This window comes from Flavobacterium columnare NBRC 100251 = ATCC 23463 (assembly GCF_002530675.1).
GTDB lineage: Bacteria > Bacteroidota > Bacteroidia > Flavobacteriales > Flavobacteriaceae > Flavobacterium > Flavobacterium columnare.
Map to the genome: position 1 here is coordinate 48,433 of NZ_PCMX01000053.1, position 26,325 is coordinate 74,757.

Below are 26,325 nucleotides of genomic sequence, written 5' to 3' on the forward strand. Positions count from 1 at the left end.
AAAAAAGCAGTGTATTACCTCACTGCTTTTTTAGATCTTATTAGGCTGTTTTAAAATCGTCTACCATGAGCGCGATTTTCTCCTTGTTCGTAACTTCTTTCGTTATTTTTATATTCTTGTTGATCTCTATAATAATCACGGTTTTCTACTCTGTTTTCGTAACGATCTTCATTTTTTCTGTAGTATTGGTTATCTCTATTTACGTAAGCGATGTGATTTCCTCTTCGTGAATAAGCAGGGCCATAATATTCGCTATGATAGTTTCGGTAATTATTTTTCCAATGGCTTTTTCTGTGATCATTAAAAGAAGTCCAAGGGCAGTTTCCTCTATAATCTATGATGACTCTAGGTGCCCTTTGAATATCATATCCTCTACAATAGTCTGGTAGATGACTTGATCGACACCAGCCTCTTGGTCCTGAATAAATGTACACTTGGTTAAAGTTATCATAGTAACATTCTAGTTCAGGTAAGTATACATATTGTACTCTTTCTTCTGAATAATTTGCACACCTGTTGGGATGTTGTTCGCCTATATTTAAACTTACTGAAACTTGTGCCAAAGTTTGAAAGTTTAGTATCATTAAAAAGGCTCCGATTATAAATGATAGTTTTTTCATATTCTATGGTTTTGTTGCTATTGTTAATTTCTTAGTAAAGTATCCAATTACTATGCCAAAAAAATATGAAGAATGAATCATTTAAAAATTCACTAAATATTGATAGACTTTTTCTGTTGGTAACCCCACTACGTTGGTATAAGAACCTTCGATTTTTGAAATACCAATTAAACCTATCCAGTCTTGAATGCCGTAACTTCCCGCTTTGTCAAAAGGTTTGTAGTTTTTTAAGTAATAATGTATTGTTTGGTCTGTTAGTACTCCAAATGTTACTTTTGTGATTTCATTAATAAGGTCTTCTTTTTCTGTGGTTTTAAAACAAACAGAGGTAATGACTTCATGAGTGCTATCAGATAAACTTTTAAGCATTGCAAATGCGTTGTCATAGTCTGTAGGTTTTCCTAAAGCTTTGTTGTTATGCCACACTAAGGTGTCGCTTGTAATAAGCAATTCGTGGGTTTGTAATTCACCATCAAAAGCAGAAGCTTTTAGCTTTGCTAAGTAATCGGTAATCTCTAAAAATTTTAATGTTTCGGGATAATTTTCTTCAATTTCTTTTAGTTTAATACTGAAATCAATATCAAAATCTTTGAAAAATTGTTGACGACGAGGCGAGCCAGAGGCTAGTATTATCTGATGTTTTTTAAATTTAGTGCGTAGCATAATAATTCATGTTTAAACCAATAACTCCTATGGAAAGACTGCCTAATACTATGATTAGTTTTAAAACACTACTCAGATGTCTATAGTCCTTTTGAGATTGAGCATTCCATACTTTTATAGCAAAATACAAAAGGGGACCAACAATAAAGAAGAGAATATATAAAGTAGCGTATAGTAATTCAAAAAGGTTACTATATACATAAGATAAAATCAAAGTAATAGGTATGAAAGTCAGACCAAAAACAAGTTTTAAAGTTCTGTTAGTTCCTAAAATAATGGGTAAAGTACGGATATCTTCGCTATAATCGCCTTTTATATCTTCAATGTCTTTTATAATTTCTCGTAAGAAATTAATCATAAACGCCATTATTGAAAAATCAATTAATACGGAAAACAAAAAGAGTAAATGTCCTTTATCCCCCAAGGGAAGTACAGGGAAGAGTGTAAATAAGCCAATAATAATAACGCTAAAGGCTAATAATAGAGAGACAATGATGTTTTTAACGAGTACTATTTTTTTTAGATTGGTAGCATATAAATATAATAGAGAGGCACATAGAATGAAGACAATTACAAAGTTAGGGTGCTTAATTACGTGTGATAAATAATAGCCTATAAGAACCCCTACGGAAGTGAAAGCTGTATAGAGGTTGTAGGCAACCGATTCGTCAATGGTATTGCCTATAAGGTTTTTGTTGGGTTTGTTAATAGCATCAGTACCTTGATCAAATAGATCATTTATAATATAACCACCTGCTGTAATAAAAAGAGTAGCGAGAACTAGAAGTATATATTGCCAATTGGGAATAGCTAAAAGAGTAGGTTGAAGTTTTAAAAAACCAAAATAACAGACTAATTGCATTAATGCAATTAGTAGTAAGTTTTTGTATCGGATTAGATGTAGGAATTTCATGTTTTTTAAAATTTATATTGAATGTTTAAAAAAACTTTCCATCAAAATAGGTATTCCATTTTTCTTGGACTTTCATAACTTGTTCAATGACATCTCTAACGGCTCCTTTACCTCCATTTATATGTGAAATATACTTAGAAATTGTTTTTATTTCGGGACTTGCATCTTGTGGACAAGTAGGAAGGCCTACTAATTGCATAACCTGATAATCAGGAATATCATCGCCCATATATAATACGTTTTGGGGATGGATGTTATAAATGTCGCAATATTCTTTAAATGTTTCGACTTTGTTAGATGATCCAAGATAGATGTCTGTTATACCCAAGTTTCGTAATCGGATTCGAACCCCTTCATTACTTCCTCCGGAAATAACACATACATTGTAGCCGCTTTCTATGGCTGCTTTTATAGCAAATCCGTCACGTATGTTCATTTCGCGTAGCATTTCACCTGTAGGCGTTACGTGTACAGTTCCATCGGTTAGAACGCCATCTACATCCAATACAAATGTATTGATTAGGTTCATTATTTCTTTATAACTTTTAGACATTGTCAATAATAGATTTTGTTAGCAATTTATAGATTTCTTTATGGGTATCGTTTTGTAAAAAATAAAGGTGCTCATTAATTGTAATGGAGTCTTTTCTTTTTGCAGGGCCAGTTTGTGCATCTTTGGGATTAAGTTGTTTTATTTTATTAGCAGTTTCTTCTATAAGGGGATGAAGGATTTCAAAAGGAACTTCGTGCTCTGTACAAATTTCATGTCCGATTTGATATAGGTGATTTACAAAATTGCAAACAAAAACGGCTGATACGTGTAATGATTTTCGTTGATCTGAATTTATTTTAAGTACTTGATTACTAATTGATTGTGCTATTTTTTCTAGTAATAAATAATCTTGATCGGATTCTGCTTCAATACAAATAGGAATTTTATTGAAGTTAATGGCTTTGTTTTTAGAAAAGGTTTGCAATGGATAAAAAACACCTTTTCTTGAGGTTGCAGGTAGCGCTTGTATGTTGACGGTTCCTGATGTGTGAATAATTAATTTATTTTGAAAAGGAATTTTTTCTGCTAATGAGGGTATTGCTGCGTCAGTTACAGATAGTATATAAACATCGGCTTCTTTTAATTCCTCTAAAGTATGAACTATATTTTCTTTTTTAAAATTAGGTATTTCAATGGTAGTGTTTCTTGTATACACTTGAGATATTTTTACCTCTTCTGTTCGTTGAAAAGCATTTATAAGATGAGAGGCTACATTTCCTGAGCCTAAAATTACTACTGTTGTCATAAGGCGAAGTTACTAAAAAAGAATTTTTACCCAAAATTTTCAGGCACAATGCGTAGGTAAGCACTTTTTAATAAAAAAAAGTTAATATATTTTTAATAGAATCGATAAACGAAAAGAAAAAAGTTTTATTTTGCAAATATTCAATTTGTAAATTAATATTTTATGAGAAAGTTATTAAGCTTATCCCTATTTTTTATTTGTTCTTACTCTGGTTTTAGCCAGATAAAAGTAATTCCTACGACTCCTATAGAGCGTTTAGGAAGGGTAGGGAACAATAGTATATATGTGCATAAAGAAGGAAATATTTATACCTTTTTTTATAAAGATATAGAAAATCCAGAAGAATCGCCTATACGTAATTTTTCTTTTAAAAATTTAGAGAATGATTATGAGAATCTTTTTAAAATTATAGTAGATGGTTTTAGTGCTTCACCTATATATGATATTAAATTAGAATTACCAAATGATTTTATTTGGTTGCATTATGCTAAGTCTACCGCTAAGACAACCGTACAGTTTATGACTACTAATAAAGCCACAGCTACTACAGGTATTTCAGAAGCAATGACGTTAGATGACGTTAAAAAATTATTTGAGAAATCTTAATTTTTTTGAAAAATTATTTGTATGACGAGATCTTTTATCATAAGGTCTCGTTTTTTATTTATAAAAAAATCTTAAAAAAAACAAAGATAAAAGTATTAACGGAACAAAATAAGTATTTTTGTACAGCTTAAAAATTTGAATTTCCCAATCATGGATAAAAAGATCTTTTCCTTTCTATTTTCAACTCGATTGATGGCTATTTTATTTCTAGTTTTTGCAGCGGCTATGGCGGCAGGAACTTTTATAGAAGATGCGTATAATACAGATACTGCACGTATTATTATTTATAATGCTTGGTGGTTTGAGGTGATAATGGTATTTTTTGTTATCAATTTCTTAGGAAATATAAAACGGTATGAATTATATAAAAAAGAAAAATGGGCAACCCTTATGCTTCACCTTTCCTTTTTGTTTATTATACTAGGAGCTTTTATTACCCGTTATATTAGTTATGAAGGGATAATGCCTATTCGAGAAGGAGCTACTGAAAATCAATTTTATTCAGATCGTACCTATTTGACTTATTTTGTGGATGGTATGCACCAAAATGAGTTTAAAAGAAGAGTTTTTGAAAAACCTCTATTAGTATCAGCCGCTGTTAATAATCATTTTGTTGATGAAGAACAATTTGATAAAATTCCATTCAAAGTAGAGTTGGTAGATTTTATAATGGGGGCAAAGGAAACTGTAAAAGAAGATCCAAAAGGTAAATTGTATCTTAAAATGGTAGAAGCAGGAGGAGGACAGCGTCATGAGCATTATCTAAAAGAAGGAGAAGTTGTCAGCATACACAATATTTTGTTTTCACTCAATCAACATACTAAAGGAGCTGTTAATATTACAATTAATGATAAGGAATCCACAATCGAATCGCCTTTTGATGGTAATTTTATGAGAATGGCAGATCAGTTAAAAGGAGTTGTTGTAAAAAACAATAAATCAGCTTTGATGTATCGTTCCTTATATAACGTGGGGGGTGCGCAATTTGTGTTTCCTGAAACGGCAATAAAAGGAGTAAAAGAGTATCAGTCTAATGGAAACTATAAAGACAAAGAAAGCAATGATGCTTTGATCCTTAAAATAACAAATGAAGGAAAGGAAAAAAGGATAACGTTATTAGGACAAAAAGGAAGTCCTGGCGAGCCAGTGGCCTTTAAACAAGGAGGTTTAGAGTATACTTTTCAGTACGGTAGTAAAATTTATGAATTACCATTTAAAGTGCGTTTAAATAAATTTATTGCTTCTAAATATCCAGGTACCGAAAAAAGTTATTCCGCTTTTGAAAGCCAAGTAAGCATATTAGACGAAAAACCATTTGATGCACGTATTTATATGAATCATATTTTAGATCATAAAGGATACCGTTTTTTTCAATCAGGATTTGACCCTGATGAAAAAGGAACAAAATTATCCGTAAATCATGATTTTTGGGGAACTTGGATGACTTATCTAGGCTATACCTTATTATATATAGGATTAATAGCGATATTGTTTTTTGGAGATACTCGTTTTAATGATCTTAAAAAGAAATTAGAAAAAGTGCGTAATAAGAAGGCTAATATGATAACTATTGTTATTTTATTTTTTGCACTCTCTTTAAATGCTCAAAAAAAACAGGCACACGCAATTCCTACAGAACAGCAGATTGATTCTATACTAAATCGTTATAAAGTACCTGAAGAGCAAGCAGCCAAATTTGGTCGATTAGTAATTCAGGATCAAGGAGGACGTATGAAGCCAATTAATACTTTTTCATCCGAATTATTACGGAAAGTCAGTAAAAAAGATACCTATAAAGAAATGAACTCTGACCAGGTTTTCTTGTCTATGACACAATTTCCACAAGTTTGGTATGAGATTCCTATTATTTTTATGCAAAAAGACAACGATAGTATTCATAAGCTATTAGGTATTGAAAACAAAGCTAAATATGCCAAACTAATTGATTTTTTTGACGAAAGAGGGAATTATAAATTATCTGAACAATTAGATAAAGCGTATAAAGCAACAGTTCCTAATCAATTTGAAAAAGATTTTATAGAAGCAGATAAAAAAGTAAACTTATTATATTCGGCTATTTCAGGACAAATTTTAAAGATATTTCCAGTACCCGCTGATAAAAATAATAAATGGGTTAGCTTTTTAGAAATTAGTCATTCTACAGGAACTTCATTAGATACAATTAAAAACGTTTTGCCTTTTTATTTGAACTCTTTGGATAAAGCAACGGCTTCTAAAGACTATACATTAGCTAATAGTTTGATAACAGGATTAGAAAAATATCAAAAAAAATACGGATCAACCGTAAGACCTTCGGATAAAAAAATTGATGCAGAAATATTATATAATAAATATGATGTTTTCAAAAAATTGTACTCATGGTATATGTTAGCGGGACTATTAATGTTTGCTTTTGTAATTATGCAAATATTTAATAAGACAAAATGGGTTCATTTTTCAGTTAAAACTTTTCATGTTCTTTTGGGAGTGTTTTTTTTAATCCATACATTAGGGCTTGTTGCCAGATGGTATATTTCAGGACATGCTCCTTGGAGTAACGCGTATGAATCTATGATTTATGTAGGATGGTCTATTATGTTATTTGGGTTATTCTTTGGAAGAAAGTCTGATTTAACAGTAGCTTCGACAGCTTTTGTGGCTTCTATGATCTTATGGGTGGCACATCAGAGTTGGTTAGACCCTCAGATAGCTAATCTTCAACCCGTATTAAACTCGTATTGGTTAATGATTCACGTAGCAGTCATTGTGGGAAGCTATGGCCCCTTTGCTTTGGGTGCCATTTTAGGATTAGTAGCTATGTTCTTGATGTTATTTACCAACAAAAAGAATCAAAAAGTAATGGACTTAAATATAAAAGAAATTACTTATATTAACGAAATGGCATTGACAGTAGGTTTAGTTATGTTAACAATAGGTAACTTTTTAGGAGGGCAATGGGCAAATGAAAGTTGGGGACGCTATTGGGGCTGGGATCCAAAAGAAACATGGGCCTTAATTAGTATCATGGTTTATGGCTTTGTTATTCACATGCGTTTTGTACCTGCTTTAAGAGGAAAATTTATTTATAATTTCTTTAGCGTTTTAGCTTTTGCATCTGTATTAATGACCTATTTTGGAGTTAATTTTCATTTAAGTGGACTTCATTCGTATGCTACAGGAGAACGACAAAATGTGGAAATCTATATAAAAGTTCTTGTAGGCTTTTTATTGTTTTCAATCGTAGTATATTATAAAATTTTAAAATCTAAAAAAAATGAGTAGAATTATTGCAACTGTATGTATGCTTTTTTGCGCCATAACATGGGCCCAGAAAAGCCAGCCGAGTGATGAATATGTAAATACAATTTACCAATTTAAAGTAAAAGATATAAACGGGAAAGAGTTTGATCTAGCGCAATTAAAAGGTAAAAAGATAATGATTGTAAATACAGCCTCAGAATGTGGATTAACGCCACAGTACGCTCAATTAGAAGAGTTATATAAAACTTTTAAAGAAAAAAACTTTGTCGTTGTAGGGTTTCCTGCCAATAATTTTGGAGAACAAGAACCAGGAAATAATGAACAAATTGCTACTTTCTGTAAGAAGAACTATGGTGTTTCTTTTCCTGTAATGGAAAAGATATCAGTAAAAGGGGCTGATATACACCCTCTTTATTTGTTCTTAACTCAAAAAAAGCTAAATGGAGTATTAGATAGCGACGTGAAATGGAATTTTCAAAAATATCTGATTGATGAAAAAGGAAAATTAGTTCAGATGATAATGCCTAAAACATTACCTAACTCAGATGAAGTTATTAATTGGATAAAATCATAAAGAAAGTATCTTAACAACTGAAGAATCAATAGTATGTGATTTGTTTCATCTGTTTCCTTTATTTTTTCCCTTTGGTCAGCCAAGGTAAGGAAACTAAACGAAGTTAATGGCAAGATTGTCGACTTTTTTGATAACTTTATTCTTGAATTGTTATTTTTACATAAAAAATAGAGGTGTAGTTTTAACTTTTTTTTAAATTAGCTACATCCAAAAACAGCCAAATTAAAATAAGACTAAAAAATGAAAAAAGAAGTTTTATTATTAATGTCAATACTTGTATTTTCGTGTAAAAACCAAGAGGAGACTTTAAAAAATGATGATTCAGCAAAAGAAGCTTTTAAAGGGTTAGAAGAAGTTGTTATTGAAAAAAATTTAGAAGGGCAGACTATTTATCAATACCAAGTTGTAGATATAAATGGAAAGACTTTTGATTTCTCAAAATTAAGAGGAAAAAAAATCCTGATTGTTAATACAGCTACTGATTGCGGATTTACGGATCAGTTAGAGGCCTTACAACAAATCTATGCTAAGTACAAAAGAAAAGGCTTAGAAATTGTTGCATTTCCTTCTAATGATTTTGGAAATTCTGAGCCTTTAGAAAATTCTGAGATTAATGCTTTTTGTAAAACCAAATACGGTGTAACTTTTCCAATAATGGGAAAAGTGAATTTAAAAGGAAATAATAGACACCCTGTCTACCAATTTTTGATGAGTAAAAACAAGAATGGTTTAAAGGATAATGTTTTGCATTGGAATTTTCAAAAGTATTTAATTAATGAAAGTGGTCACGTTGATCAAGTTTTAGGACCTCATATAACACCCGACAATCCAGTTGTTTTAGAGTGGATTAAATCATAAAAATAAATGCGCTATATTAATTTAATTGATTAGCGCATTTATTTTTTTCCATAATTCATTGTCAAAACCAGATAAAGAAAAATTAGGACTATTAGGAGTACTAGATTCCCCCATTCTTATAACGACCATTTTTTTACTAGGAACGATATATATTCTTTGATCAGCAGCTCCCATAGCAGTATACATATCAGAGGGTGCGTTTGGAATTAATGAGCCTGCAAATACATTTTGTGAATTAGGCAGCATAAAAGAATCTTTTCCATTTAACCACCAAAAATACCCATAGGCTTGATTTATATTTTGAGAAGTTGAAATACTTTCATTAAAAAAAGCTTCATTTAGTATTTGTTCATTATTCCATTTTCCTTTATTGAGTGCTAGCAGGCCAAATCGTGCCATACTTCGGGTAGTGCTATAATAAATCCTATAAATAGGTCCCAAATACCACGAGCCATCCATTCCAATCTTATTCTTTAGTTTCAAATTATAATAATCTTCAAAAGGAGAGTTACTAGCATTTGCTATCACATCCATTTGTTTTTGAAAAATGTTATGATAAGCCCATCTATTACCAGCATCTGATTTATAGATAAGATCAGAAGGACTTGTTTTTTCTCCTTGTTCGTCATCAATACCTGAAGTCATCGTTAGGAGGTGTTTACACGTAATTAAATTTTCTTTTTCAATAGGAGTAGTAGTCCATCCTATTCCTAGGTACTTAGATACTTTATCGTTTATATTTAGTATTCCTTCTTGTTGTGCAATTCCTGTAAGAGTAGAGATAAGGGTTTTTCCTGCGCTATTCCATTGCCATACTTGAGATATTGAATGACCACTAAAATATTCTTCTACCACAATACGACCGTTAACTAAAATCATAAATGATTTAGTATTGGTTTCCTTTAAATACATTTTTAATGGTTCAAAAGCAGTAGAATTCCAGTTAATACTATTCCTGTTTTTTGTTTCCCAAGTACCTAAAGAGTTAGGAGGGAAATACATTTCTTCCGTTGTGGTGCTATTTTGAATGTTTTTTTCGGATTCGCAACTGATTATTCCTAAAAATATTAATAGGAATAAGTTAGCTATTAGAATATTTTTTTTCATAAACTCCTTTAAATTTTTATAAGTAATGAAATAAAAATAAGATTTTAGATCAATTCATTAATTTGATCAATACTAGAATCTTTATGGTTGTGATATACATTAAAATGAAATTCATTTAGTTTTTTAAGTAGTGAAAGTAAATTCTTTTTTTCTTCCTCGTCTAATTTCGCTGAAAGTATTCTTGCTATTTGAGTTACATCTTCTACCGATTCGTTGAAAAAAGATTTTCCTTTTTGAGTGACTCGTAATCGCGTAATGCGTTTGTCTTTTTTGTCAGGAAATTCTTCTAATAAAAGATTTTTTACGAGGCGTTTTATTATTTCAATACCAGTTTGTTTTTCGTGGGCATTTCGTTCAATTAACTGCATTTTTGTCAAGGATTCTTCATCTATGATGCGATACAAATAAGTAAATTCCTCGTTTGCTAATTGAGGGAAATCTTTTAATCCTCTACGAATCATTTGTTTGGAAAAACGACCTAATAAAATGACTTGTTTAGCAATTTCGTTTTCAATATCAAATACCGTCTTTTTTTTCTTTTTGAACAAAGCTGTAGGATTAGTGTTTTGATAAGCTTTTTCGTTCATCCATAACCTAAAGTCTTCAACACTTGCATTTGCTTTAATAGGTACTTCTTGTTCGAACTCTTTGACCTGTAGTAATAGTTGTATGAAAAAATCAGTATTCATGTTAATTACAGTTTTATATTACTCATTCCGCCGTCTATGCTAATAATTTGTCCTGTTATCCAAGAGGAGAAATCGGAGAGCAAAAATACGATCATTTTTGCAATATCATTAGGATCGCCAATGTTCTGTAATGGATGTCTTTTTGCAGCGGCTTCTATTTTTTCAGGAGTAGATAGTAATGAAGCGGATAGTTTTGTTGTAGTTAGCGATGGAGCTATTGCATTAATGCGGATATTATGTTGAGCAAATTCAGCGGCTAAACTCCGAACCAATCCTTCAATTGCACTTTTACTAGTTGCAATAGAAGCATGAAAAGGCATGCCTATTTTTGCTGCTACACTACTAAAAAGGACTATACTGGCAGAATTGGATTTTTTTAAACGAGGTAATAATTGTTGAATTATTTTAACAGCACCTAATACATTTATTTCAAAATCTGCTCTAAAATCTTCTTCTGTAAAACGATGAAAAGGTTTTAAGTTAATGCTTCCTGGAGCATAAACAATTCCATCAATAATTTCCGGAAATACAATATCATCTAATTGATCAGTTATGATGTTTTTTTTATAAAACGGAATGTCTAAAGAATCAAACTCTGTAGAATACGTTTTTGAAATTCCTATGATATGATCAGTATTATGTAATGCTTTTAGGGTAGCAAGTCCTATACCACTTCCACAACCTATGACAACTATATTTTTCATTTTTTTCATGTTTATAAAATTCCTTGGTTAATCCTAAAATATTCTAGAGAATGACGCTATCTAACTCTTTTTGTAATCAAAAAGTTTCACCAAACAAGGGCATTAAACCCAGATTGTGCATTAGTAGTTTATGACAGATAAAAAAGACTTTGAATTTAAAAAAGAAATCCTTTTTTTGCTTTCAATGCAGTCAAACCACATCTGCGGGAAAAAGCCTTGTATTTTTATCTTCGTTACTCTTTTCTTTTTTATCACAACGGCTAGATTCAAAAAATACGGTACTATTGATCCTAGTCTTTTTTTATTAAATGGTCAATCATCCCATTAAATACAAAAACATGAAACGGAGAGACAGCATACCAATAAATTCGACCAAGAACTCCTTTAGGTCTAAAAACAGCTCGTTGATACAATTTGTTTTTCTTGATAGAAAATTCCAACCAAGCTTCGCCAGGCAACTTCATTTCTGCGAATAATAATAAACGTTTTTGTTGTTTATCAGCTAAAATAACTCGCCAAAAATCCAAAGAATCACCTGATTGAATTTCATTTTGATGTGTTCTGCCACGACGCAATCCTACTCCTCCAAAAAATTTATCTACAATCCCTCTTAGTTCCCACATCCAGTTAAAAGCGTACCACCCGTTTTTTCCTCCTATAGACCAGATTTTTTCCAATGTTAATTTTTCATCAATTATATTTCTTACTCGTAAATCTTTAAAACAACCATAGGAAGGAACTTGTATATAATCATGTAATTGATTCTGAAAAAAACCACTACTCATAGCATCTTTCCAACTAGAAATAACAGCATTTTGCTCTATTTTTTGAAAGGCTAAAGCAACGGATTCTTCATAAGGAATAGGAGTAATGTTTAGCAACTCATTTATAGTACTTGGTTTTCCTATGACTTCAACCTTTAAGCTATCAACTAAAGCTTTAGCTAAATTGAATGAAATAGAAGTAACAAAATACAACCAATAAGAAGATAATTTTGGAGTCAAGATGGGTAGGGTAAAAATAGATCGTTTTAAGTTTCTAACAGCTCCAAATTTTAACAACATCTGTTTGTAAGTAAGTATTTCTGGACCAAAAATATCAAATGACTTATTATATGTTGCTTTTACTAAAATAGTTTTGGTAAGATAATTTAAAACATCTCTTATTGCTATAGATTGAGTTTTTGTATTGAGCCATTTAGGAGTTATCATAAGAGGCAATTTTTCCACAATATCACGTATAATTTCAAAAGAAGCACTACCACTTCCAACGATGATGCCTGCTCTAAAAGTTGTTAGAGCATATTTTTGTGATTGTAAGGTTTTTTCAACACATAGCCTAGATTGTAAATGTTTTGATAAAGTATTATTGTTTACAATGCCACTTAAATATATAACTTGTATGCAATTTGTTTTTTCAATCAATGTTTTAAAGTTTTCAGCACAAATTTTTTCCATCTTTTCAAAATCTCCTCCAGAGGCAGACATAGAATGGATTAAATAGTAAGCAACATCAATATCCTGTGGTAACTGAATTGTTTCAATATTTAAAAAATCTATTTTTATAAAAGTAATGTTAGGATGGTTTTCATAGATATAAGGGGTTCGGTTAAAATCGCGAACGCAGCATACCAATTTATGATTTGCTTCTAACAACAAGGGGATTAAACGTTGTGCTATATATCCTGTAGTTCCTGTAATTAATATCTTCATCTGTAAACATTTTAAAAGTTATTGGTTTTCTTTGAGATAAATCAATGGTGAATGTCTTTTTATGAATTAATAAAATGTTTTTTTAATCCGTTTAAAAACAAAAGAACAACTGCGTGTTAATTATGTAAAAAAATGTTCTTAAGTAGGAAAATTACCTTATCTTTATGTAAATAACTGTATTTTAGTTTAATAACTTATTAGGTTGATTCAAATTTAGTAAAATATTTTTCTATTTACAATAAAATAGTATAAATTTGTACTAATTAAATTTTTCGAAATGAAAAAAGCAGTTATCATAGGTTCAGGATTTTCATCATTAACAGCAGCCTGTTATATGGCAAAGGCGGGCTATAGTGTACAAGTTGTTGAAAAAAATGAACAGCTAGGAGGGAGAGCTTCCATGATGGAAATTGACGGTTTTAAATTTGATATGGGGCCCAGTTGGTACTGGATGCCCGATGTGTTTGAACGATTTTTTGCTGATTTTGGAAAAAAAGTAGAAGATTATTACTCGCTAGAAAAATTAACCCCTGCTTATCGAGTGTTTTTTGGCGAAAAGGATTCTATAGATATTGATGACAGCCTTGAAAAAATTGTAGACACATTTGAACATATAGAACAAGGAAGCGGAAAAATATTAAAACAATTTATAAAAAAAGCACACGATAATTATCAAATAGCTATTCACGACCTAGTATACAATCCAGGAAGGTCAATAACGGAATTAATTTCAATACAAACAGCTAAAAGATTACATTTATTTACTACAACCATAGCAAAGCAAGTACGCAGTAGAATAAAAGATACTAAACTGCGCAGTATTTTAGAATTTCCTGTTTTATTTTTAGGAGCTAAGCCTAGCAAGACTCCTGCTTTTTATAACTTTATGAACTATGCCGATTTTGGTTTAGGAACCTGGTACCCTAAAGGAGGTTTTAATGCTGTAGCATTAGGTATCGTACAGTTAGCTAAAGAACTGGGTGTTGTTTTTCATATAAATGAAGAAGTTCTATCTATTGAAAATATAAAACATAAAGTAACTAAAATACGTACCACAAATAAAGAGTTTGAAGCGGATGTATTTATTTCAGGTGCAGATTATGCGCATACCGAAAGTTTATTAAACAAAAATAGAAATTACACTCCTAATTATTGGTCAAATAAAACATTTGCCCCAAGTTCTTTTTTGTACTATGTGGCATTTAATAAAAAAGTAAAACATTTGTTACACCATAATTTATTTTTTGATACCGATTTTGAACAACACGCAACAGAAATTTACGATACTTTTGAATACCCTAAAAAACCTTTATTTTATGCTAATTTTTCAAGTATAACAGATGATACCTTGGCTCCAGAAGGAAAAGAAATTGGGTTTTTCTTAATACCCGTAGCAGTGGACCTAAATGATAACCCAGCCATACATGAAAAATATTTTGATATCATTTTAGAAAGAATCAAAAAATGCACCGGCGAAGATTTAAAGGAAGCTATAATCTTTAAAAAATCTTTTGGAGTAAATGATTTTAAACAACGCTATCATTCTTGTAAAGGCAATGCCTATGGACTGGCTAATACGCTATTACAAACCTCTGTTTTACGCCCTCGTATAAATAATAAAAAACTCAAAAATTTTTTCTATACAGGGCAACTTACCGTTCCAGGACCAGGAGTACCTCCTGCCTTAATTTCGGGTAAAGTAGTAACTGATTATATTCTAAAAAAACAATTATAAATTTCTAAACTTTAGACTATGAATAACGAGCAACTTTTTGATCATATTTCAGGGCTTACTTCAAAAATGGTAACCCAAAAATATAGCACTTCTTTTTCATGGGCATCTAAATTGTTTAAACCTGAAATAAGACAGCATATTTATAACATTTACGGATTTGTTCGTTTTGCTGATGAAATTGTAGATACCTTTCATCAATACGATAAAGCTAAATTAATGATGCTTTTTGAAAACGAGTACCGTGCCTCTATTGAAAATGGTATTTCGCTTAATCCTATTATTAATTCGTTTTGTAAAACCCAGCGCGAAAAGAATATTCCACAACATTTAGTAGATTCTTTTTTGCATTCTATGAAAATGGATTTAGAAGAAATACAAAATCTAAACGATCAAAAATACAACGAATATATTTACGGAAGTGCAGAAGTAGTAGGATTAATGTGTTTAAAAGTATTTTTAAATGGAAATGTTCTTGAATATGAACAATTAAAACCTTATGCACAAAGTTTAGGAGCTGCTTTTCAAAAAATTAATTTTTTAAGAGATATTAGTGCTGATTTTAACGATTTAGGGCGAACTTATTTTCCTCAGGTTAATTTTAAATGTTTTTCTACGCATGAAAAACTAAATATTGAAAATGACATTGAAAATGATTTTCAAAACGCTTTAATAGGCATAAAACTATTGCCTATTTCTTCTAAAATAGCCGTTTATATGGCTTATAAGTATTACTTAAGCCTATTTAAAAAAATTAAGAAGTGTAAACCCGAAGTTTTAATTACTCAAAGAATTAGGGTTTCTAATATAAGAAAAGTTTGCCTTTTTGGCGAAATGATGGTATTTAAAAATCTAAATTTAATTAAATAAAATATCTTATAATAACAGTTATAAAAAAAACATGCAAATCATTTATTATATACTTATTACGCTACTTGTTTTTGTAGCAATGGAAGGTGTTACTTGGCTTACACATAAATACGTTATGCACGGTTTAGGCTGGTATTTTCATGAAGACCACCATCAACCCGGATATCCTCATGTTTTCGAAAAAAATGATTTCTTTTTTATAGTATTTGCCACCCCAAGCATTTTATTGTTCTTTTTTGGAGCAAACAACGGGATAAATACACTTTTTTTTATAGGATTAGGCATCTTTTTTTACGGATTAGCCTATTTTTTAATCCATGATGTTCTTATTCATAGACGATTCAAATGGTTTGAAAACACAAATAATTGGTATTTACGAGGGCTAAGAAAAGCCCATAAAGTACACCACAAACACCTAGGTAAAGCAGATGGCGAATGTTTTGGAATGTTGTTTGTACCCATTAAATATTTTAAAGAAGCTAGAAAATTGAATACAAAACATTAAAATCGTGGAAAAATACTACTACTTCATATTAGATATAACCAGTTTTGCCCTTCCTTTTCTATTTAGTTTTGAGAAGAAATGGATGCACTTTATTCGTTTTTGGAAACCTTATTTTCTATCCATTATTGTCGTAGGGTTGTTTTTTATTGCTTGGGATATTTATTTTGCCTATCAAGAAATTTGGGGTTTTAATAACACCTACTTAATGGGTATTCGCTTTTTGAAATTACCCATAGAAGAATGGTTGTTTTTCTTGCTAATACCCTATGCTAGTAACTTTATACATTATGCCATGTGTTATTTTTTTCCTTATATTAAATTGACTAAAGAAGCAACCCAAAGCATAAGTGTTTGTTTATTCATTATTAGCGTATTATTACTTTTTTTTAATTTAGAAAAAAGATACACCGCTTCAAGCTTAGGTCTTTTTGCATTAATTATGTTCTTACAAAGCGTATATCAATGGCGTTATGCTCGTCAGTTTTATATAAGTTTTGTTATTATTTACATTCCTTTTTTTTTAGTTAATTCAGCACTTACAGGAATGTTTACCCCGCAAGCTGTTGTTTATTACAACAATACCGAAAACTTAAATATTCAAATAGGGACCATGCCTTTAGAAGACAGTTTTTATTGTTTTACAATGCTTTATAGTAGCGTACTCCTGTTTGAATATCTTAGAGAAAAATGGAACTATACTACTCAATTATCCTATAAAAATTAAAAAAGATGAATATTAGCATAAAAAAACAATCAGGTATTTATACCCTAACTTCTAAGCAAATACTACCTATTAGTTTAGATGAAGCATGGCATTTTTTTACCTTGCCCAAAAATCTTGATAAAATTACGCCTAAGGATATGGATTTTCGTATTACTAATAACCCCAGTAATACTACCTATGCGGGGCAAATTATTACCTACAAAATAGGTGTTTTCCCTTTTTTAAAAAATAATTGGATAACCGAAATTACACATTTAGAGCACCAAAAATTTTTTGTAGATGAACAACGTTTTGGTCCCTATACTATGTGGCATCATGAACATCATTTTGAAAAAACACCACAAGGAAACGTATTAATGACCGATATTGTTAATTTTAAACTACCCTTAGGGCTGCTAGGTAATTTAATTGCAGGATGGTGGGTGTCTAATAAAGTGCGTTTTATTTTCGAGAGTCGATACCGTATTTTAGCTAACATGTTTCAATAATTAATTAAAAATGACAATTTTTTGGTACAGAAGAGATTTACGAGTAGAGGACAACGCAGCCTTATACTTTGCTTTGCAAGAAAACCAGAGCGTATTACCTATTTTTATTTTTGATACTACTATTTTAAATCAATTAGAAAAAACGGATGCTCGGGTTTCGTTTATTCATGAACAGTTACAATATATTAACAGGCAGCTTAAAGCAGTAAACAAATCTTTAGCTATCTTTTATGGCAATCCGGTAGAAATTTTTTCAGAACTTATAACAAAGCATAAAATTGAAAATGTTTATACAAATCATGATTATGAACCAGCCGCCCGAAAACGAGATAAAGCCATTAATGAACTACTAAAATCACACCAAGTAGCCTTTAAAACGTGTAAGGATCAAGTTATTTTTGAAAAAACAGAAATATTAAAAAACAATCAAACACCTTATGTGGTTTATACACCCTATTCTAAAAAATGGAAAGAAAACTTAAATACAATACAATTACCATATTACCCCTCTGAAAAATTAATACATAAAATAATACCACATAATTACCCTTTTTTAAGTTTAAAGGACATTAGTTTTAAGCCTACTACTATTGTGTTCCCTAAATATAATATTTCAGATGCGTTGATAACCCATTACGAAGCCACTCGTAATTATCCCAGTTTACCAGGAACCTCATTATTAAGCATTCATTTGCGTTTTGGAACTTTAAGCATACGAAAATTAGTAGAATATGTGCGCACCTTTGAAAACCCAACGTTTCTAAACGAACTGATTTGGAGAGAATTTTTTATGCAAATTTTGTGGCATTTTCCTCATACAGTTCACAAGAGTTTCAAGGATAAATATGATCATATACCATGGGAAAATAATGAGCTTTTTTTTCAAAAATGGTGTCAAGGACAAACAGGTTATCCTTTTGTAGATGCAGGTATGCGAGAGCTTAATGCAACAGGGCACATGCACAACCGTGTACGAATGATTGTGGCTAGTTTTTTATGCAAACATTTATTAATAGACTGGCGTTGGGGTGAGGCTTATTTTGCTACAAAATTATTAGATTATGAGCAATCAAGTAATGTAGGCAACTGGCAATGGGCTGCTGGGAGTGGGGTAGATGCAGCACCTTACTTTAGGATTTTTAACCCAACCGAGCAGATTAAAAAGTTTGACCCCAATTTACAATACATCAAAAAATGGATTCCAGAGTTAGAAACCCCTCAGTATCCTAAACCTATGGTAGATCATAAAATAGCTCGTGAAAGATGCTTAACTACCTATAAAACGATAGTAGGTTAAACCTGTTTCTTATGCTTATTGTTGATAAAAAAACAGAAAAAAAAGACTCTTTTTTTTAAAAAAATCCTGTAAAATAGTTTTATTATAGTTTAATACTCCTTACTTTAGACCACATATTAATAGGGACAAATATGAGGTTAGCGTGTAATATTCTGTTTGTTTTTTTAGTTATTTCATGTACTAAAAAAATAGAATTAAAAGAATTGAATAAGTTAAATGGTTATTGGCAAATAGAAAAAGTAGAAGTCGTTGAAGGTGAGGATAAAAAATATGTAATAAATGAAAATTATGATTATTTTGAATTCACAGAAAAGCAAGGATTTCATAAAAAAGTACGTTGGCAACCTACAGGTAAATTTTTAATTAACGATTTACAAGAAACAATAAAAGGAATAGAAAAAGAAGGTGAGATTTATTTAGAATTTAGTTCCAAATTTGGAAAACACAAGGATAAATTGCTAAAAATTACAGACCAAGAAATGATTTTAGAAGCAGAAAATGGAAATGAAAATTATTACGCAAAAGTAATGGAAGATGGCAAAACGATTAAATAATGACAGCCCAATAGGGGACATACTAAAACAGATTATTCAAACAAACAAATTAGAGAAAGGGCTAAATCAAATTTCGGTAGTTGATGCTTGGAAAAATTTAATGGGAAATGGCGTGAATTATTACACACAAGGAGTTCTATTAAAAGGTTCTGTTTTATATGTTGAATTAACATCTGCCGTTTTAAGAGAAGAATTAAGTTATGGAAAAGATAAAATTATAAAAATGATAAACGAAGAGTTAGGAGGAGAAATTGTAAAAGACGTTGTTTTACGGTAATTTCTTGAAGTTATCCAAAAATAACTAGAGTTATATATAATGTTTAAAATAAAAAATAAGCTTATTGATTAGATAATTACAAATAGATGTGTATGAATTTTTTAAAACCAAATGCTAGATTGGCATTACTACTAGTAATGCAAATGTCCGTTTTAAGTTGTAACAACGAAGACGTTGTGACCAATGAATCCCCAAAAGAGAGTCAAGCTCTTAATGACAAAGGGATTTATGCTGGTCCTAAAACAGAATTAAAAATTAGTAGAAGAATCCTTTCTCCATCATCAAATGAAAGAGGCTATTCAAGCTGTAAAACGATTGAAGAACGCTATGATAAGACATTTGAAAATTTTTCAAAATTAGGAGGAGGAGCTCATTTGCTGTGGCCAGGAAACATTGTGCAAGGAGGAACTATTGTATCAGGAAATCTAGCGTCTATTCCTATTGATGGAACAGGAAGAAATTCAATTGAAGTAAAAGTAGATGCTTTTTCAGCAAGTTCATCAAAACCTTCAAGCATGAATGTAGAAAATCCAACGGCAGGAAAAGTACAAGGAGCCTTAGAAAAAATACTAGATGGATACTATGAATCAGGAACAAAGTTTCCTGCTAATTATGCTGTTGAAATTCAGAGAACCTACGATAGCAAGCAATTACAAGTAGCCGTAGGGGTTGGTTATACAGGACCGGCAGCAGGTTTGTCAGCGAGTTTGGGAATAAACTTTAAGAAAAACAAGACTTATTACGCTGTTACGCTTAAACAAAAATTCTTTAATGTATCAGTATTAGCAAAACCAGGACTTCAAGGCGATTTTGGTTGGATAAAAAAAGAGTATCCAAGATCTGAATTTGATAAATATATAGGAGAAAAAAATCCAGCTGCCTATATATCATCTGTAACCTATGGTAGATTATATACTTTAGTTTACGAATCCGATGAAAGTTCTTTTGAAATGGAACAAGCTTTAAACTTTGCTTATAAAAATCCAGCTGCAAACATAACAGCCGAGCAAAAGTTAAGATATGCCAGTACATTTCAAAATACAAAAGTATATGCAAAACAGTTAGGAGGTAGCGCAACTGGTGGATTAGATTCAGCATTTGGGGCTTTTGCAGGAAATTTTGAAAAAGTAAGAGACTTTGTGGTGAATGGAGCAGAGGTTTCTAAACAAAACCCAGGATACCCAATAGAATATACTGCTGTAAATATTGAATCAAACCTTGATGTTACTATTAATGTTAATGGAGTATCAAACTACTCAGAATGTGAAGAAACTTTATACACAGCGAAGACTTATGATGAAGCTAAAAAAGCAGTGGATAAACTAAAATCAGATTACGGTATAGCTAATTGTGCCAAAATTATCATATTCAATAATACAGATAGAGAAATTGTATTAAAAAATTATACTCCTTGGTATGGTAGTTATTTTTACAATACACCACCAACCTCTATTCCAGTAAAAAAATACGGATATGTTTTAGCAGTTCATAAAACAGGAGCGTCAACAGGTACATTTAACCAAATAGCATATACTATAGATGATAAAACAGTAAGTTTTGGAACCTATGCACCTTGGGATCAGTTTAGAACCAATAATGTTTTAGTTGATTTTAAAGAAATAACAGAATCAGAGTTATACAATAATAGTGTACGTCCTTCTATTGAAAAACTACAAGGTCCTTTTAGAGTAAGAGGTACTATTGCAACAGGAGATGCTCCTTATGTGAATTTTGAAGTTAATGGAAAAGGAAATAGTTATATAAATTAATAAGTATTTAATTTAGAGAGGCTGTCTGAAAAGTCAAAACTTAACGTTTAATCGGTTGTTTTAATGACAGGAGAAATTACATTATCATTCTTATGTAATTCTCTCTTTTGATGGAAATGATAAGATTATGACCTCTTCAGACAGCCTTTTTTTATTTCCGAAATAAGAGGAAAATAAGGTTTAATAGTCAAAAATAATATCATTTAAACTTAAAATATACTAGATTAAAAAGTAAAATTCTCGATACGTTTTTTTTCATTTTAAAAACAACTTGAACAGACGGTTGAGTATATAATTGAAATCATCGTTCGTTCGAGCACGAAGCGCATCGATAACCAACACTAATTTTTGTTGTTTTTGTAGATATCCTATTTTTAAAAAGAAAATTCAAAGTTTAAATGGTGTAATTTGTGAAATAGCTGTTAAGTATTGTAAAATATGGTTTAATAGTCAAAAAGGGTTGGTAAAAATACTGTAAAGCATTCTAAAATATGATATTCCGAAGGGTTTATTGAAATTTGTTTCAATAAACTTTTTTTATTTATGAAAACTTCAAAAAAAGAGATATCCAACTTGGAAAAGCCTCAATACGATAAAGTGGGGAATAAGAGAAAATAAGCAACGATTTAAGTGTAATGATTGTGGTCAATTATTTACTTCAAATAATAAATCAGTTTCAGATTCTAATAAAGAGATTTGGTTTAAAAACTGGATAATCGGTAAAGATATTTTTGATAAAATTTCACTTGAATCTGGTTACAGTAAAAGTACTTTACAACGTTATTTTTCTAAAATGTTATCTAAAGCTCCTGTTTTAGAGTTTAGTTCCACTGATGATTTTTATTTTATGATTGATGGGACTTATCTTCCTAATGATATTTGCTTAGTAGTTTATAGAAATTTTCATTTAAAATCTACTCAACTTTATAGAATAACTGATAACGAAAATTATGAAGAAGTTGCAGAAGATTTACAAAATTTATTAAATCTAGGGATTACTATAAAATATATTACTTCTGATGGTGATAAATCTGTATTAAAAGCGATACAAAGAATTTGCCCTGACATAGCTTTTCAAAGGTGTTTAGTACATATTTAAGAATGTGTAAAATTTGGCTCACCGCTAATCCAAAACACAAATCAGGCTTTGAATTAAAGCAAATTGTAATTAAAATCCATCAGATTTAATTCTCAACACAAAAGACAATTATGGTTAATAGAGCTTATAGATTGGGAAGAAAAAAGAGACTATCTTAATGAAAGATCATATAAAATCGAAAGTAAAAAATATTGGTATACTCATAAAATGGTTAGAAGATCATTTACTGTAATTAAAAAAGCATTATCACATATCTTTACCTATCTTAAAGATGATAAAATACCAAATTCAACTAATGCTCTTGAATCATTTTTTGGACATTTGAAAGGGAATCTAAATATTCATAGAGGATTAAGTATAAAAAACAAAAAGAACTTTTTAAGATGGTATTTATACGATACTATAAAAATCAAATGCAAAAATAGGTTTTTTTAGCCATATTTGATTACCGATAATTAAAAAAGGATAGATTAAAACCTATCCTTTAATTATCGTATAATCATCAAACTTATTGCTGGTTGGTTGCTCCTCAGCAGAGCCAACTTCCTCTTGAATTTGATGTTGTAATATAAGCAATTTAAAATCAAAAATTACCAACCATTTTTGACCACATTACCATAAAAAAGCTGTATAAAAAAAGAATATTTAACATTCAGATGCTCTTCTTCTATTGTTGAAGGCATTATGACCTCTCTGTTTTTTAGATAGTCCAAACAACGCAATTACTTCCTTTTTGTATACCGCTTTTTTATCAATAACCTGCTATTTTTTAGACAGGCTCTCCATATAAATCAAACTCGCTTGCATCAATAATAGTAATAGTTGCAAACTCTCCTGTTTTTAAGTAGAACTTAGAAGCATCTATCAATACCTCATTATCTACATCTGGGCTATCAAATTCTGTTCTTCCTACAAAATAAGCCCCTTCTTTACGATCTATAATACATTTAAAAGTTTGTCCTATTTTTTCTTGATTTAATTCCCATGAAATTTGAGCCTGAATTTCCATAATTTCATTAGCACGTGCTTGTTTTACTTCATCTGGCACATCATCTTCCAATTCAAACGCCGTTGTATTTTCTTCATGTGAATAGGCAAAACAACCCAAACGCTCAAATCGCATTTCTTCAACCCAATTTTTAAGTATCTGGAAATCTTCTTCTGTTTCGCCTGGATATCCCACAATAAGTGTTGTACGGATGGTCATGTTAGGAACTAATTTTCTAAAATCATTTATCAACTGGGTTGTCTTTTCATACGTAGTACCTCGACGCATTGATTTTAAAATTTTATCTGAAATATGCTGTAAAGGGATATCTAAATAGTTACAAATTTTAGGCTCTCTCTTCATTAAATCCAATACATCCATAGGAAACCCTGTAGGAAAAGCATAATGCAAACGAATCCATTCTATACCTTCTACTTTTGCTAAGTTTTCTAGTAATTCTGCTAAATTTCTTTTTTTATATAAATCCAATCCATAGTAAGTCAGATCTTGAGCAATTAAAATTAATTCTTTTACACCGTCCTTGGCTAAATTTTCAGCTTCTTTGACTAATTTTTCTATAGGTTGCGATATATGTTTTCCTCTCATAATAGGAATAGCACAAAAACTACAAGGACGATCACATCCTTCTGCTATTTTTAAAAACGCATAATTTTTAGGTGTAGTCGTTAAACGTTCACCTAATAATTCATGTTTATAATCAGCCCCTAAAGCTTTTAAAAGCAAAGGCAAATCTGTCGTTCCAAAATACTGATCTACGTCTGGAATTTCATTTTCTAAATCGGGACGGTATCTTTCCGATAAACATCCTGTAACGAAAATTTTATCAATCAAACCTTGTTCTTTCTTATCTACATATTCTAATATTGTATTAACCGATTCTTCTTTAGCATTATTAATAAAACCACAAGTATTAATTACTACAATATTCCCTTCTTGTTCATGTGCTACGTCTTTGCCACTAGCTTTTAGTTGCCCCATTAAGACTTCGCTATCATATACATTCTTAGAACAACCTAAGGTAATTACATTGATTTTATTTTTTTTTAACGACTTGGTTCTCATGACTGTAAAAAATTGGAGTGCAAAATTACGATAAAATTTTGAAAGATAAGACACTCTAATTCAAAAACACCTATTACTTTAAAGCAAAACCTCTTGTTAGTCTTTATAAACAAGAGGTTTTATATTTTTTATTTAATTTACTTATAACTCAAATGAAAGTGTTAGGGTTGCATTATTATTTCTTCTAGAATAACTAACAAAATCAGGAATTCCTTCAAAAATCAACTCTTTATAATTTCTTTTTGAAGTAGAAAAAGCAAAATCTAATTTTGTCCCTCCCCAATTATAGCCAAAACCTCCTGAAAAACCAACTAAGTCGCCCATTAAACTTTTATCTTTATAAGGGGACTCTTCATATCTATACCCTCCACGTAAACTCCATTGTTTTATTTTTTTCTCAACACCTACTTTAAACTCATTAGATGTTCTAAACAAATTTGAAAATATATTATTAGAATTATTTTCATTTGGATTATTAAATTGGTTAATAGGCTTAAAAATAATCGAAGAATAATCTTTTACACTGTAATCAAAACTAATAAACCCTTGTTTACCAAAAACATACCCCCCCACTAAAACTCCATTTACTAGGCGTAACGACTGTATAGGGCGCAAAAATAATGGTTGTTCTCGGATCTACTTTGTTAACAACAGGACTATAAGTCGTACTTCCTCCTACCGGCTTGACAACTACTCCCGAAGTAGAAATTCTTTGTATTAGTTGATCTTCTAAAACCATCCAAGTAGGCGATTCATACGTAAGTCCTAGTCTCAACCCTGCAACGGGTTTGTAAATAGCCCCTACTTGAAATGAAAACCCCGAACCTTTTGTTGTTAATTCATTATAAAATAACACCTCATTGATCGTAGCACCTTTTGAATAATATGCTTTGTCATTTTTTTCTGTAAATGTTTTTTGTTGTGTATAATCAGAAAAATGTGCGTTTAAATTAAGACCTAACATCCATTTTTTATCATATTCGGTAGAAAAATTAAAAGCTAATTTACCGTTATATCCTGTATTACTTATGTAACTTTGTTGCGTATATTTCTTACCATCAGAAGCATGTGAAACATTAGCATAAAACACATTATTCACCGTATCATAATCTAATAATTGAGACCTATAACCTAGAGCTACTTGGTTTTGAGTAAAGCCCATTTGATCATAATTTAAACCTGCAATATCAGAAAAGCGCATCCCTCTTGCATGGTTTAAAAAATATTTATCAATAGAATTTATTGGATTTTCACCTAATACAGCTACAGTATTTTTAAAATTTGCTTGATCATCATAATTCAACGCTAAAGCAAATTTGTTCCAATCGGAATACTTATTGTTATTTTCAAAAACAAAAACCCCTCCAATTTGATTAAAAGTCAAATTACCCGTATTGGTATTTGTATTTGTTTCAAAATATTGAGTTCTAATACCATTGTATCTATTATTCAGGGTAAAAGCAAATTGATTATTTGCAAATACGACAGAACTAGCTGGATTTATACTTATCGCTGACAAATCTCCTCCCAAAGCACCGAAAGCACCGCTTAGGGCTCTAAATCGAGCGGTTCCATTCATATCTATTATGGAATATTGCAGAGCTTCTTTTACTCCTTGTGCATTACTATTCAAAAAACTTATAAGAATAATAAATACTAAATAAAACTTTTTCATTTTTTTACTTATAAAACCTTAAATATAAAGTAGCATTTAACAAATTTTGAATCTTAAACTATGGTTATCTACGCCCTCCATTATTATAAAATCTAGGTGAAGACTCATAGTTTCTAGGCGCTTCATAACTCCTTGGTGAAGATTCATAGTTTCTAGGTGCTTCATAACTCCTTGGTGAAGATTCATAGTTTCTAGGTGCTTCATAACTCCTTGGTGAAGATTCATAGTTTCTAGGTGCTTCATAACTCCTTGGTGAAGA

Annotated in this window: 27 protein-coding genes and 1 pseudogene; 15 read left to right on the forward strand and 13 right to left on the reverse strand. The window is 30.7% G+C overall.

Translation table 11 applies throughout. From position 1 onward, the window contains the following. Positions 1-50: 50 nt before the first annotated feature. The 5 genes from B0A78_RS08240 to B0A78_RS08260 form a co-directional block, all read right to left on the reverse strand. Positions 51-620 (reverse strand): hypothetical protein, encoded by a 570-nt coding sequence (locus B0A78_RS08240; RefSeq protein ID WP_014165592.1) that lies wholly within the window; start codon positions 618-620, stop codon positions 51-53. A gap of 81 nt (positions 621-701) precedes the next feature. Further along, entirely contained in the window at positions 702-1,283 is a 582-nt protein-coding gene (locus tag B0A78_RS08245) for a Maf-like protein (protein WP_014165591.1), read from the reverse strand. Beyond that, positions 1,270-2,196, reverse strand: coding sequence for a geranylgeranylglycerol-phosphate geranylgeranyltransferase (locus B0A78_RS08250; protein ID WP_050855776.1), 927 nt, complete (start codon positions 2,194-2,196; stop codon positions 1,270-1,272). Before B0A78_RS08250 ends, B0A78_RS08245 begins: the two co-directional genes overlap by 14 nt. Before the next feature lie 25 nt (positions 2,197-2,221). After that, entirely contained in the window at positions 2,222-2,749 is a 528-nt protein-coding gene (locus tag B0A78_RS08255) for a KdsC family phosphatase (protein ID WP_065213404.1), read from the reverse strand. Beyond that, complete coding sequence (locus tag B0A78_RS08260; RefSeq protein ID WP_065213405.1) at positions 2,742-3,494, reverse strand: Rossmann-like and DUF2520 domain-containing protein; 753 nt, start codon at positions 3,492-3,494, stop codon at positions 2,742-2,744. The genes B0A78_RS08255 and B0A78_RS08260 overlap by 8 nt, the downstream gene beginning before the upstream one ends. A gap of 162 nt (positions 3,495-3,656) precedes the next feature. Here B0A78_RS08260 and B0A78_RS08265 point away from each other — a divergent pair, with 162 nt between their 5' ends. From B0A78_RS08265 to B0A78_RS08280, 4 genes are all read left to right on the forward strand, one after another. Further along, entirely contained in the window at positions 3,657-4,100 is a 444-nt protein-coding gene (locus tag B0A78_RS08265; RefSeq protein ID WP_014165587.1) for a hypothetical protein, read from the forward strand. A gap of 150 nt (positions 4,101-4,250) precedes the next feature. Further along, the gene (gene ccsA / locus B0A78_RS08270) at positions 4,251-7,382 is read left to right on the forward strand and encodes a cytochrome c biogenesis protein (RefSeq protein ID WP_041253222.1); all 3,132 of its coding nucleotides are present in this window, start codon (positions 4,251-4,253) and stop codon (positions 7,380-7,382) included. A gap of 19 nt (positions 7,383-7,401) precedes the next feature. Further along, positions 7,402-7,935: a glutathione peroxidase gene (locus B0A78_RS08275; protein WP_225556218.1), complete on the forward strand. Its 534-nt coding sequence runs from the start codon at positions 7,402-7,404 to the stop codon at positions 7,933-7,935. Between the two features lie 240 nt (positions 7,936-8,175). Beyond that, positions 8,176-8,793: a glutathione peroxidase gene (locus tag B0A78_RS08280; protein WP_097609564.1), complete on the forward strand. Its 618-nt coding sequence runs from the start codon at positions 8,176-8,178 to the stop codon at positions 8,791-8,793. Positions 8,794-8,814: 21 nt separating this feature from the next. On the opposite strand, the gene B0A78_RS08285 is transcribed toward B0A78_RS08280, so the two are convergent. From B0A78_RS08285 to B0A78_RS08300, 4 genes are all read right to left on the reverse strand, one after another. Beyond that, positions 8,815-9,900: a serine hydrolase domain-containing protein gene (locus tag B0A78_RS08285; RefSeq protein WP_014165583.1), complete on the reverse strand. Its 1,086-nt coding sequence runs from the start codon at positions 9,898-9,900 to the stop codon at positions 8,815-8,817. 44 nt (positions 9,901-9,944) lie between these two features. Next, positions 9,945-10,589, reverse strand: coding sequence for a MarR family winged helix-turn-helix transcriptional regulator (locus tag B0A78_RS08290; protein ID WP_014165582.1), 645 nt, complete (start codon positions 10,587-10,589; stop codon positions 9,945-9,947). A 5-nt stretch (positions 10,590-10,594) separates the two neighbouring features. Beyond that, complete coding sequence (locus B0A78_RS08295; RefSeq protein ID WP_102135419.1) at positions 10,595-11,293, reverse strand: SDR family NAD(P)-dependent oxidoreductase; 699 nt, start codon at positions 11,291-11,293, stop codon at positions 10,595-10,597. A 290-nt stretch (positions 11,294-11,583) separates the two neighbouring features. Beyond that, entirely contained in the window at positions 11,584-13,005 is a 1,422-nt protein-coding gene (locus B0A78_RS08300) for an SDR family oxidoreductase (RefSeq protein ID WP_065213407.1), read from the reverse strand. A 277-nt stretch (positions 13,006-13,282) separates the two neighbouring features. On the opposite strand from B0A78_RS08300, the gene B0A78_RS08305 reads away from it, so the two are divergent. From B0A78_RS08305 to B0A78_RS14880, 11 genes and pseudogenes are all read left to right on the forward strand, one after another. Continuing rightward, positions 13,283-14,740 carry a phytoene desaturase family protein gene (locus B0A78_RS08305; protein WP_097609565.1) on the forward strand — a complete coding sequence of 486 codons (1,458 nt, stop codon included), beginning with the start codon at positions 13,283-13,285 and terminating at the stop codon, positions 14,738-14,740. 18 nt (positions 14,741-14,758) lie between these two features. Continuing rightward, a complete protein-coding gene (locus B0A78_RS08310) occupies positions 14,759-15,607 on the forward strand; it encodes a phytoene/squalene synthase family protein (RefSeq protein WP_014165578.1) in 849 nt (282 codons plus the stop codon). Between the two features lie 31 nt (positions 15,608-15,638). Beyond that, positions 15,639-16,112, forward strand: coding sequence for a sterol desaturase family protein (locus tag B0A78_RS08315; RefSeq protein WP_186808986.1), 474 nt, complete (start codon positions 15,639-15,641; stop codon positions 16,110-16,112). A 4-nt stretch (positions 16,113-16,116) separates the two neighbouring features. Continuing rightward, a complete protein-coding gene (locus B0A78_RS08320; RefSeq protein ID WP_097609566.1) occupies positions 16,117-16,836 on the forward strand; it encodes a lycopene cyclase domain-containing protein in 720 nt (239 codons plus the stop codon). A gap of 5 nt (positions 16,837-16,841) precedes the next feature. After that, positions 16,842-17,324 (forward strand): SRPBCC family protein, encoded by a 483-nt coding sequence (locus tag B0A78_RS08325; protein WP_014165575.1) that lies wholly within the window; start codon positions 16,842-16,844, stop codon positions 17,322-17,324. Positions 17,325-17,334: 10 nt separating this feature from the next. Then, the gene (locus B0A78_RS08330; protein ID WP_065213412.1) at positions 17,335-18,621 is read left to right on the forward strand and encodes a cryptochrome/photolyase family protein; all 1,287 of its coding nucleotides are present in this window, start codon (positions 17,335-17,337) and stop codon (positions 18,619-18,621) included. A gap of 131 nt (positions 18,622-18,752) precedes the next feature. Then, positions 18,753-19,175: a lipocalin family protein gene (locus tag B0A78_RS08335; protein WP_014165573.1), complete on the forward strand. Its 423-nt coding sequence runs from the start codon at positions 18,753-18,755 to the stop codon at positions 19,173-19,175. Continuing rightward, entirely contained in the window at positions 19,156-19,452 is a 297-nt protein-coding gene (locus tag B0A78_RS08340; RefSeq protein ID WP_014165572.1) for a DUF721 domain-containing protein, read from the forward strand. Before B0A78_RS08335 ends, B0A78_RS08340 begins: the two co-directional genes overlap by 20 nt. Before the next feature lie 92 nt (positions 19,453-19,544). After that, positions 19,545-21,221 (forward strand): thiol-activated cytolysin family protein, encoded by a 1,677-nt coding sequence (locus B0A78_RS08345; RefSeq protein ID WP_014165571.1) that lies wholly within the window; start codon positions 19,545-19,547, stop codon positions 21,219-21,221. Between the two features lie 589 nt (positions 21,222-21,810). Further along, positions 21,811-21,870, forward strand: a pseudogene (locus B0A78_RS15130) (transposase-like zinc-binding domain-containing protein); the annotation flags it as partial. Between the two features lie 144 nt (positions 21,871-22,014). Further along, a complete protein-coding gene (locus B0A78_RS14880) occupies positions 22,015-22,320 on the forward strand; it encodes a transposase (protein WP_014165570.1) in 306 nt (101 codons plus the stop codon). Between the two features lie 769 nt (positions 22,321-23,089). Here B0A78_RS14880 and rimO read toward each other — a convergent pair. From rimO to B0A78_RS14470, 4 genes are all read right to left on the reverse strand, one after another. Further along, positions 23,090-24,391: a 30S ribosomal protein S12 methylthiotransferase RimO gene (rimO, locus tag B0A78_RS08355; protein WP_014165568.1), complete on the reverse strand. Its 1,302-nt coding sequence runs from the start codon at positions 24,389-24,391 to the stop codon at positions 23,090-23,092. A 141-nt stretch (positions 24,392-24,532) separates the two neighbouring features. After that, on the reverse strand, positions 24,533-25,006 hold the full coding sequence (locus B0A78_RS08360) for a hypothetical protein (protein WP_123907278.1): 474 nt from the start codon (positions 25,004-25,006) through the stop codon (positions 24,533-24,535). Further along, positions 24,942-26,066, reverse strand: coding sequence for a transporter (locus B0A78_RS08365; RefSeq protein WP_097609568.1), 1,125 nt, complete (start codon positions 26,064-26,066; stop codon positions 24,942-24,944). The genes B0A78_RS08360 and B0A78_RS08365 overlap by 65 nt, the downstream gene beginning before the upstream one ends. 64 nt (positions 26,067-26,130) lie before the next feature. Beyond that, a partial coding sequence (locus B0A78_RS14470; RefSeq protein ID WP_211282050.1) for a hypothetical protein occupies positions 26,131-26,325 on the reverse strand: 195 nt, incomplete at its 5' end.

What these genes read in the sequence shown, in the direction of transcription:
- B0A78_RS08240 (WP_014165592.1), bottom strand. Translation starts at nt 620, where the DNA reads ATGAAAAAACTATCATTTATAATCGGAGCCTTTTTAATGATACTAAAC.
- B0A78_RS08245 (WP_014165591.1), bottom strand. Translation starts at nt 1,283, where the DNA reads ATGCTACGCACTAAATTTAAAAAACATCAGATAATACTAGCCTCTGGC.
- B0A78_RS08250 (WP_050855776.1), bottom strand. Translation starts at nt 2,196, where the DNA reads ATGAAATTCCTACATCTAATCCGATACAAAAACTTACTACTAATTGCA.
- B0A78_RS08255 (WP_065213404.1), bottom strand. Translation starts at nt 2,749, where the DNA reads ATGTCTAAAAGTTATAAAGAAATAATGAACCTAATCAATACATTTGTA.
- B0A78_RS08260 (WP_065213405.1), bottom strand. Translation starts at nt 3,494, where the DNA reads ATGACAACAGTAGTAATTTTAGGCTCAGGAAATGTAGCCTCTCATCTT.
- B0A78_RS08265 (WP_014165587.1), top strand. Translation starts at nt 3,657, where the DNA reads ATGAGAAAGTTATTAAGCTTATCCCTATTTTTTATTTGTTCTTACTCT.
- ccsA (WP_041253222.1), top strand. Translation starts at nt 4,251, where the DNA reads ATGGATAAAAAGATCTTTTCCTTTCTATTTTCAACTCGATTGATGGCT.
- B0A78_RS08275 (WP_225556218.1), top strand. Translation starts at nt 7,402, where the DNA reads ATGCTTTTTTGCGCCATAACATGGGCCCAGAAAAGCCAGCCGAGTGAT.
- B0A78_RS08280 (WP_097609564.1), top strand. Translation starts at nt 8,176, where the DNA reads ATGAAAAAAGAAGTTTTATTATTAATGTCAATACTTGTATTTTCGTGT.
- B0A78_RS08285 (WP_014165583.1), bottom strand. Translation starts at nt 9,900, where the DNA reads ATGAAAAAAAATATTCTAATAGCTAACTTATTCCTATTAATATTTTTA.
- B0A78_RS08290 (WP_014165582.1), bottom strand. Translation starts at nt 10,589, where the DNA reads ATGAATACTGATTTTTTCATACAACTATTACTACAGGTCAAAGAGTTC.
- B0A78_RS08295 (WP_102135419.1), bottom strand. Translation starts at nt 11,293, where the DNA reads ATGAAAAATATAGTTGTCATAGGTTGTGGAAGTGGTATAGGACTTGCT.
- B0A78_RS08300 (WP_065213407.1), bottom strand. Translation starts at nt 13,005, where the DNA reads ATGAAGATATTAATTACAGGAACTACAGGATATATAGCACAACGTTTA.
- B0A78_RS08305 (WP_097609565.1), top strand. Translation starts at nt 13,283, where the DNA reads ATGAAAAAAGCAGTTATCATAGGTTCAGGATTTTCATCATTAACAGCA.
- B0A78_RS08310 (WP_014165578.1), top strand. Translation starts at nt 14,759, where the DNA reads ATGAATAACGAGCAACTTTTTGATCATATTTCAGGGCTTACTTCAAAA.
- B0A78_RS08315 (WP_186808986.1), top strand. Translation starts at nt 15,639, where the DNA reads ATGCAAATCATTTATTATATACTTATTACGCTACTTGTTTTTGTAGCA.
- B0A78_RS08325 (WP_014165575.1), top strand. Translation starts at nt 16,842, where the DNA reads ATGAATATTAGCATAAAAAAACAATCAGGTATTTATACCCTAACTTCT.
- B0A78_RS08330 (WP_065213412.1), top strand. Translation starts at nt 17,335, where the DNA reads ATGACAATTTTTTGGTACAGAAGAGATTTACGAGTAGAGGACAACGCA.
- B0A78_RS08335 (WP_014165573.1), top strand. Translation starts at nt 18,753, where the DNA reads ATGAGGTTAGCGTGTAATATTCTGTTTGTTTTTTTAGTTATTTCATGT.
- B0A78_RS08340 (WP_014165572.1), top strand. Translation starts at nt 19,156, where the DNA reads ATGGCAAAACGATTAAATAATGACAGCCCAATAGGGGACATACTAAAA.
- B0A78_RS08345 (WP_014165571.1), top strand. Translation starts at nt 19,545, where the DNA reads ATGAATTTTTTAAAACCAAATGCTAGATTGGCATTACTACTAGTAATG.
- B0A78_RS14880 (WP_014165570.1), top strand. Translation starts at nt 22,015, where the DNA reads ATGTTATCTAAAGCTCCTGTTTTAGAGTTTAGTTCCACTGATGATTTT.
- rimO (WP_014165568.1), bottom strand. Translation starts at nt 24,391, where the DNA reads ATGAGAACCAAGTCGTTAAAAAAAAATAAAATCAATGTAATTACCTTA.
- B0A78_RS08365 (WP_097609568.1), bottom strand. Translation starts at nt 26,066, where the DNA reads ATGAAAAAGTTTTATTTAGTATTTATTATTCTTATAAGTTTTTTGAAT.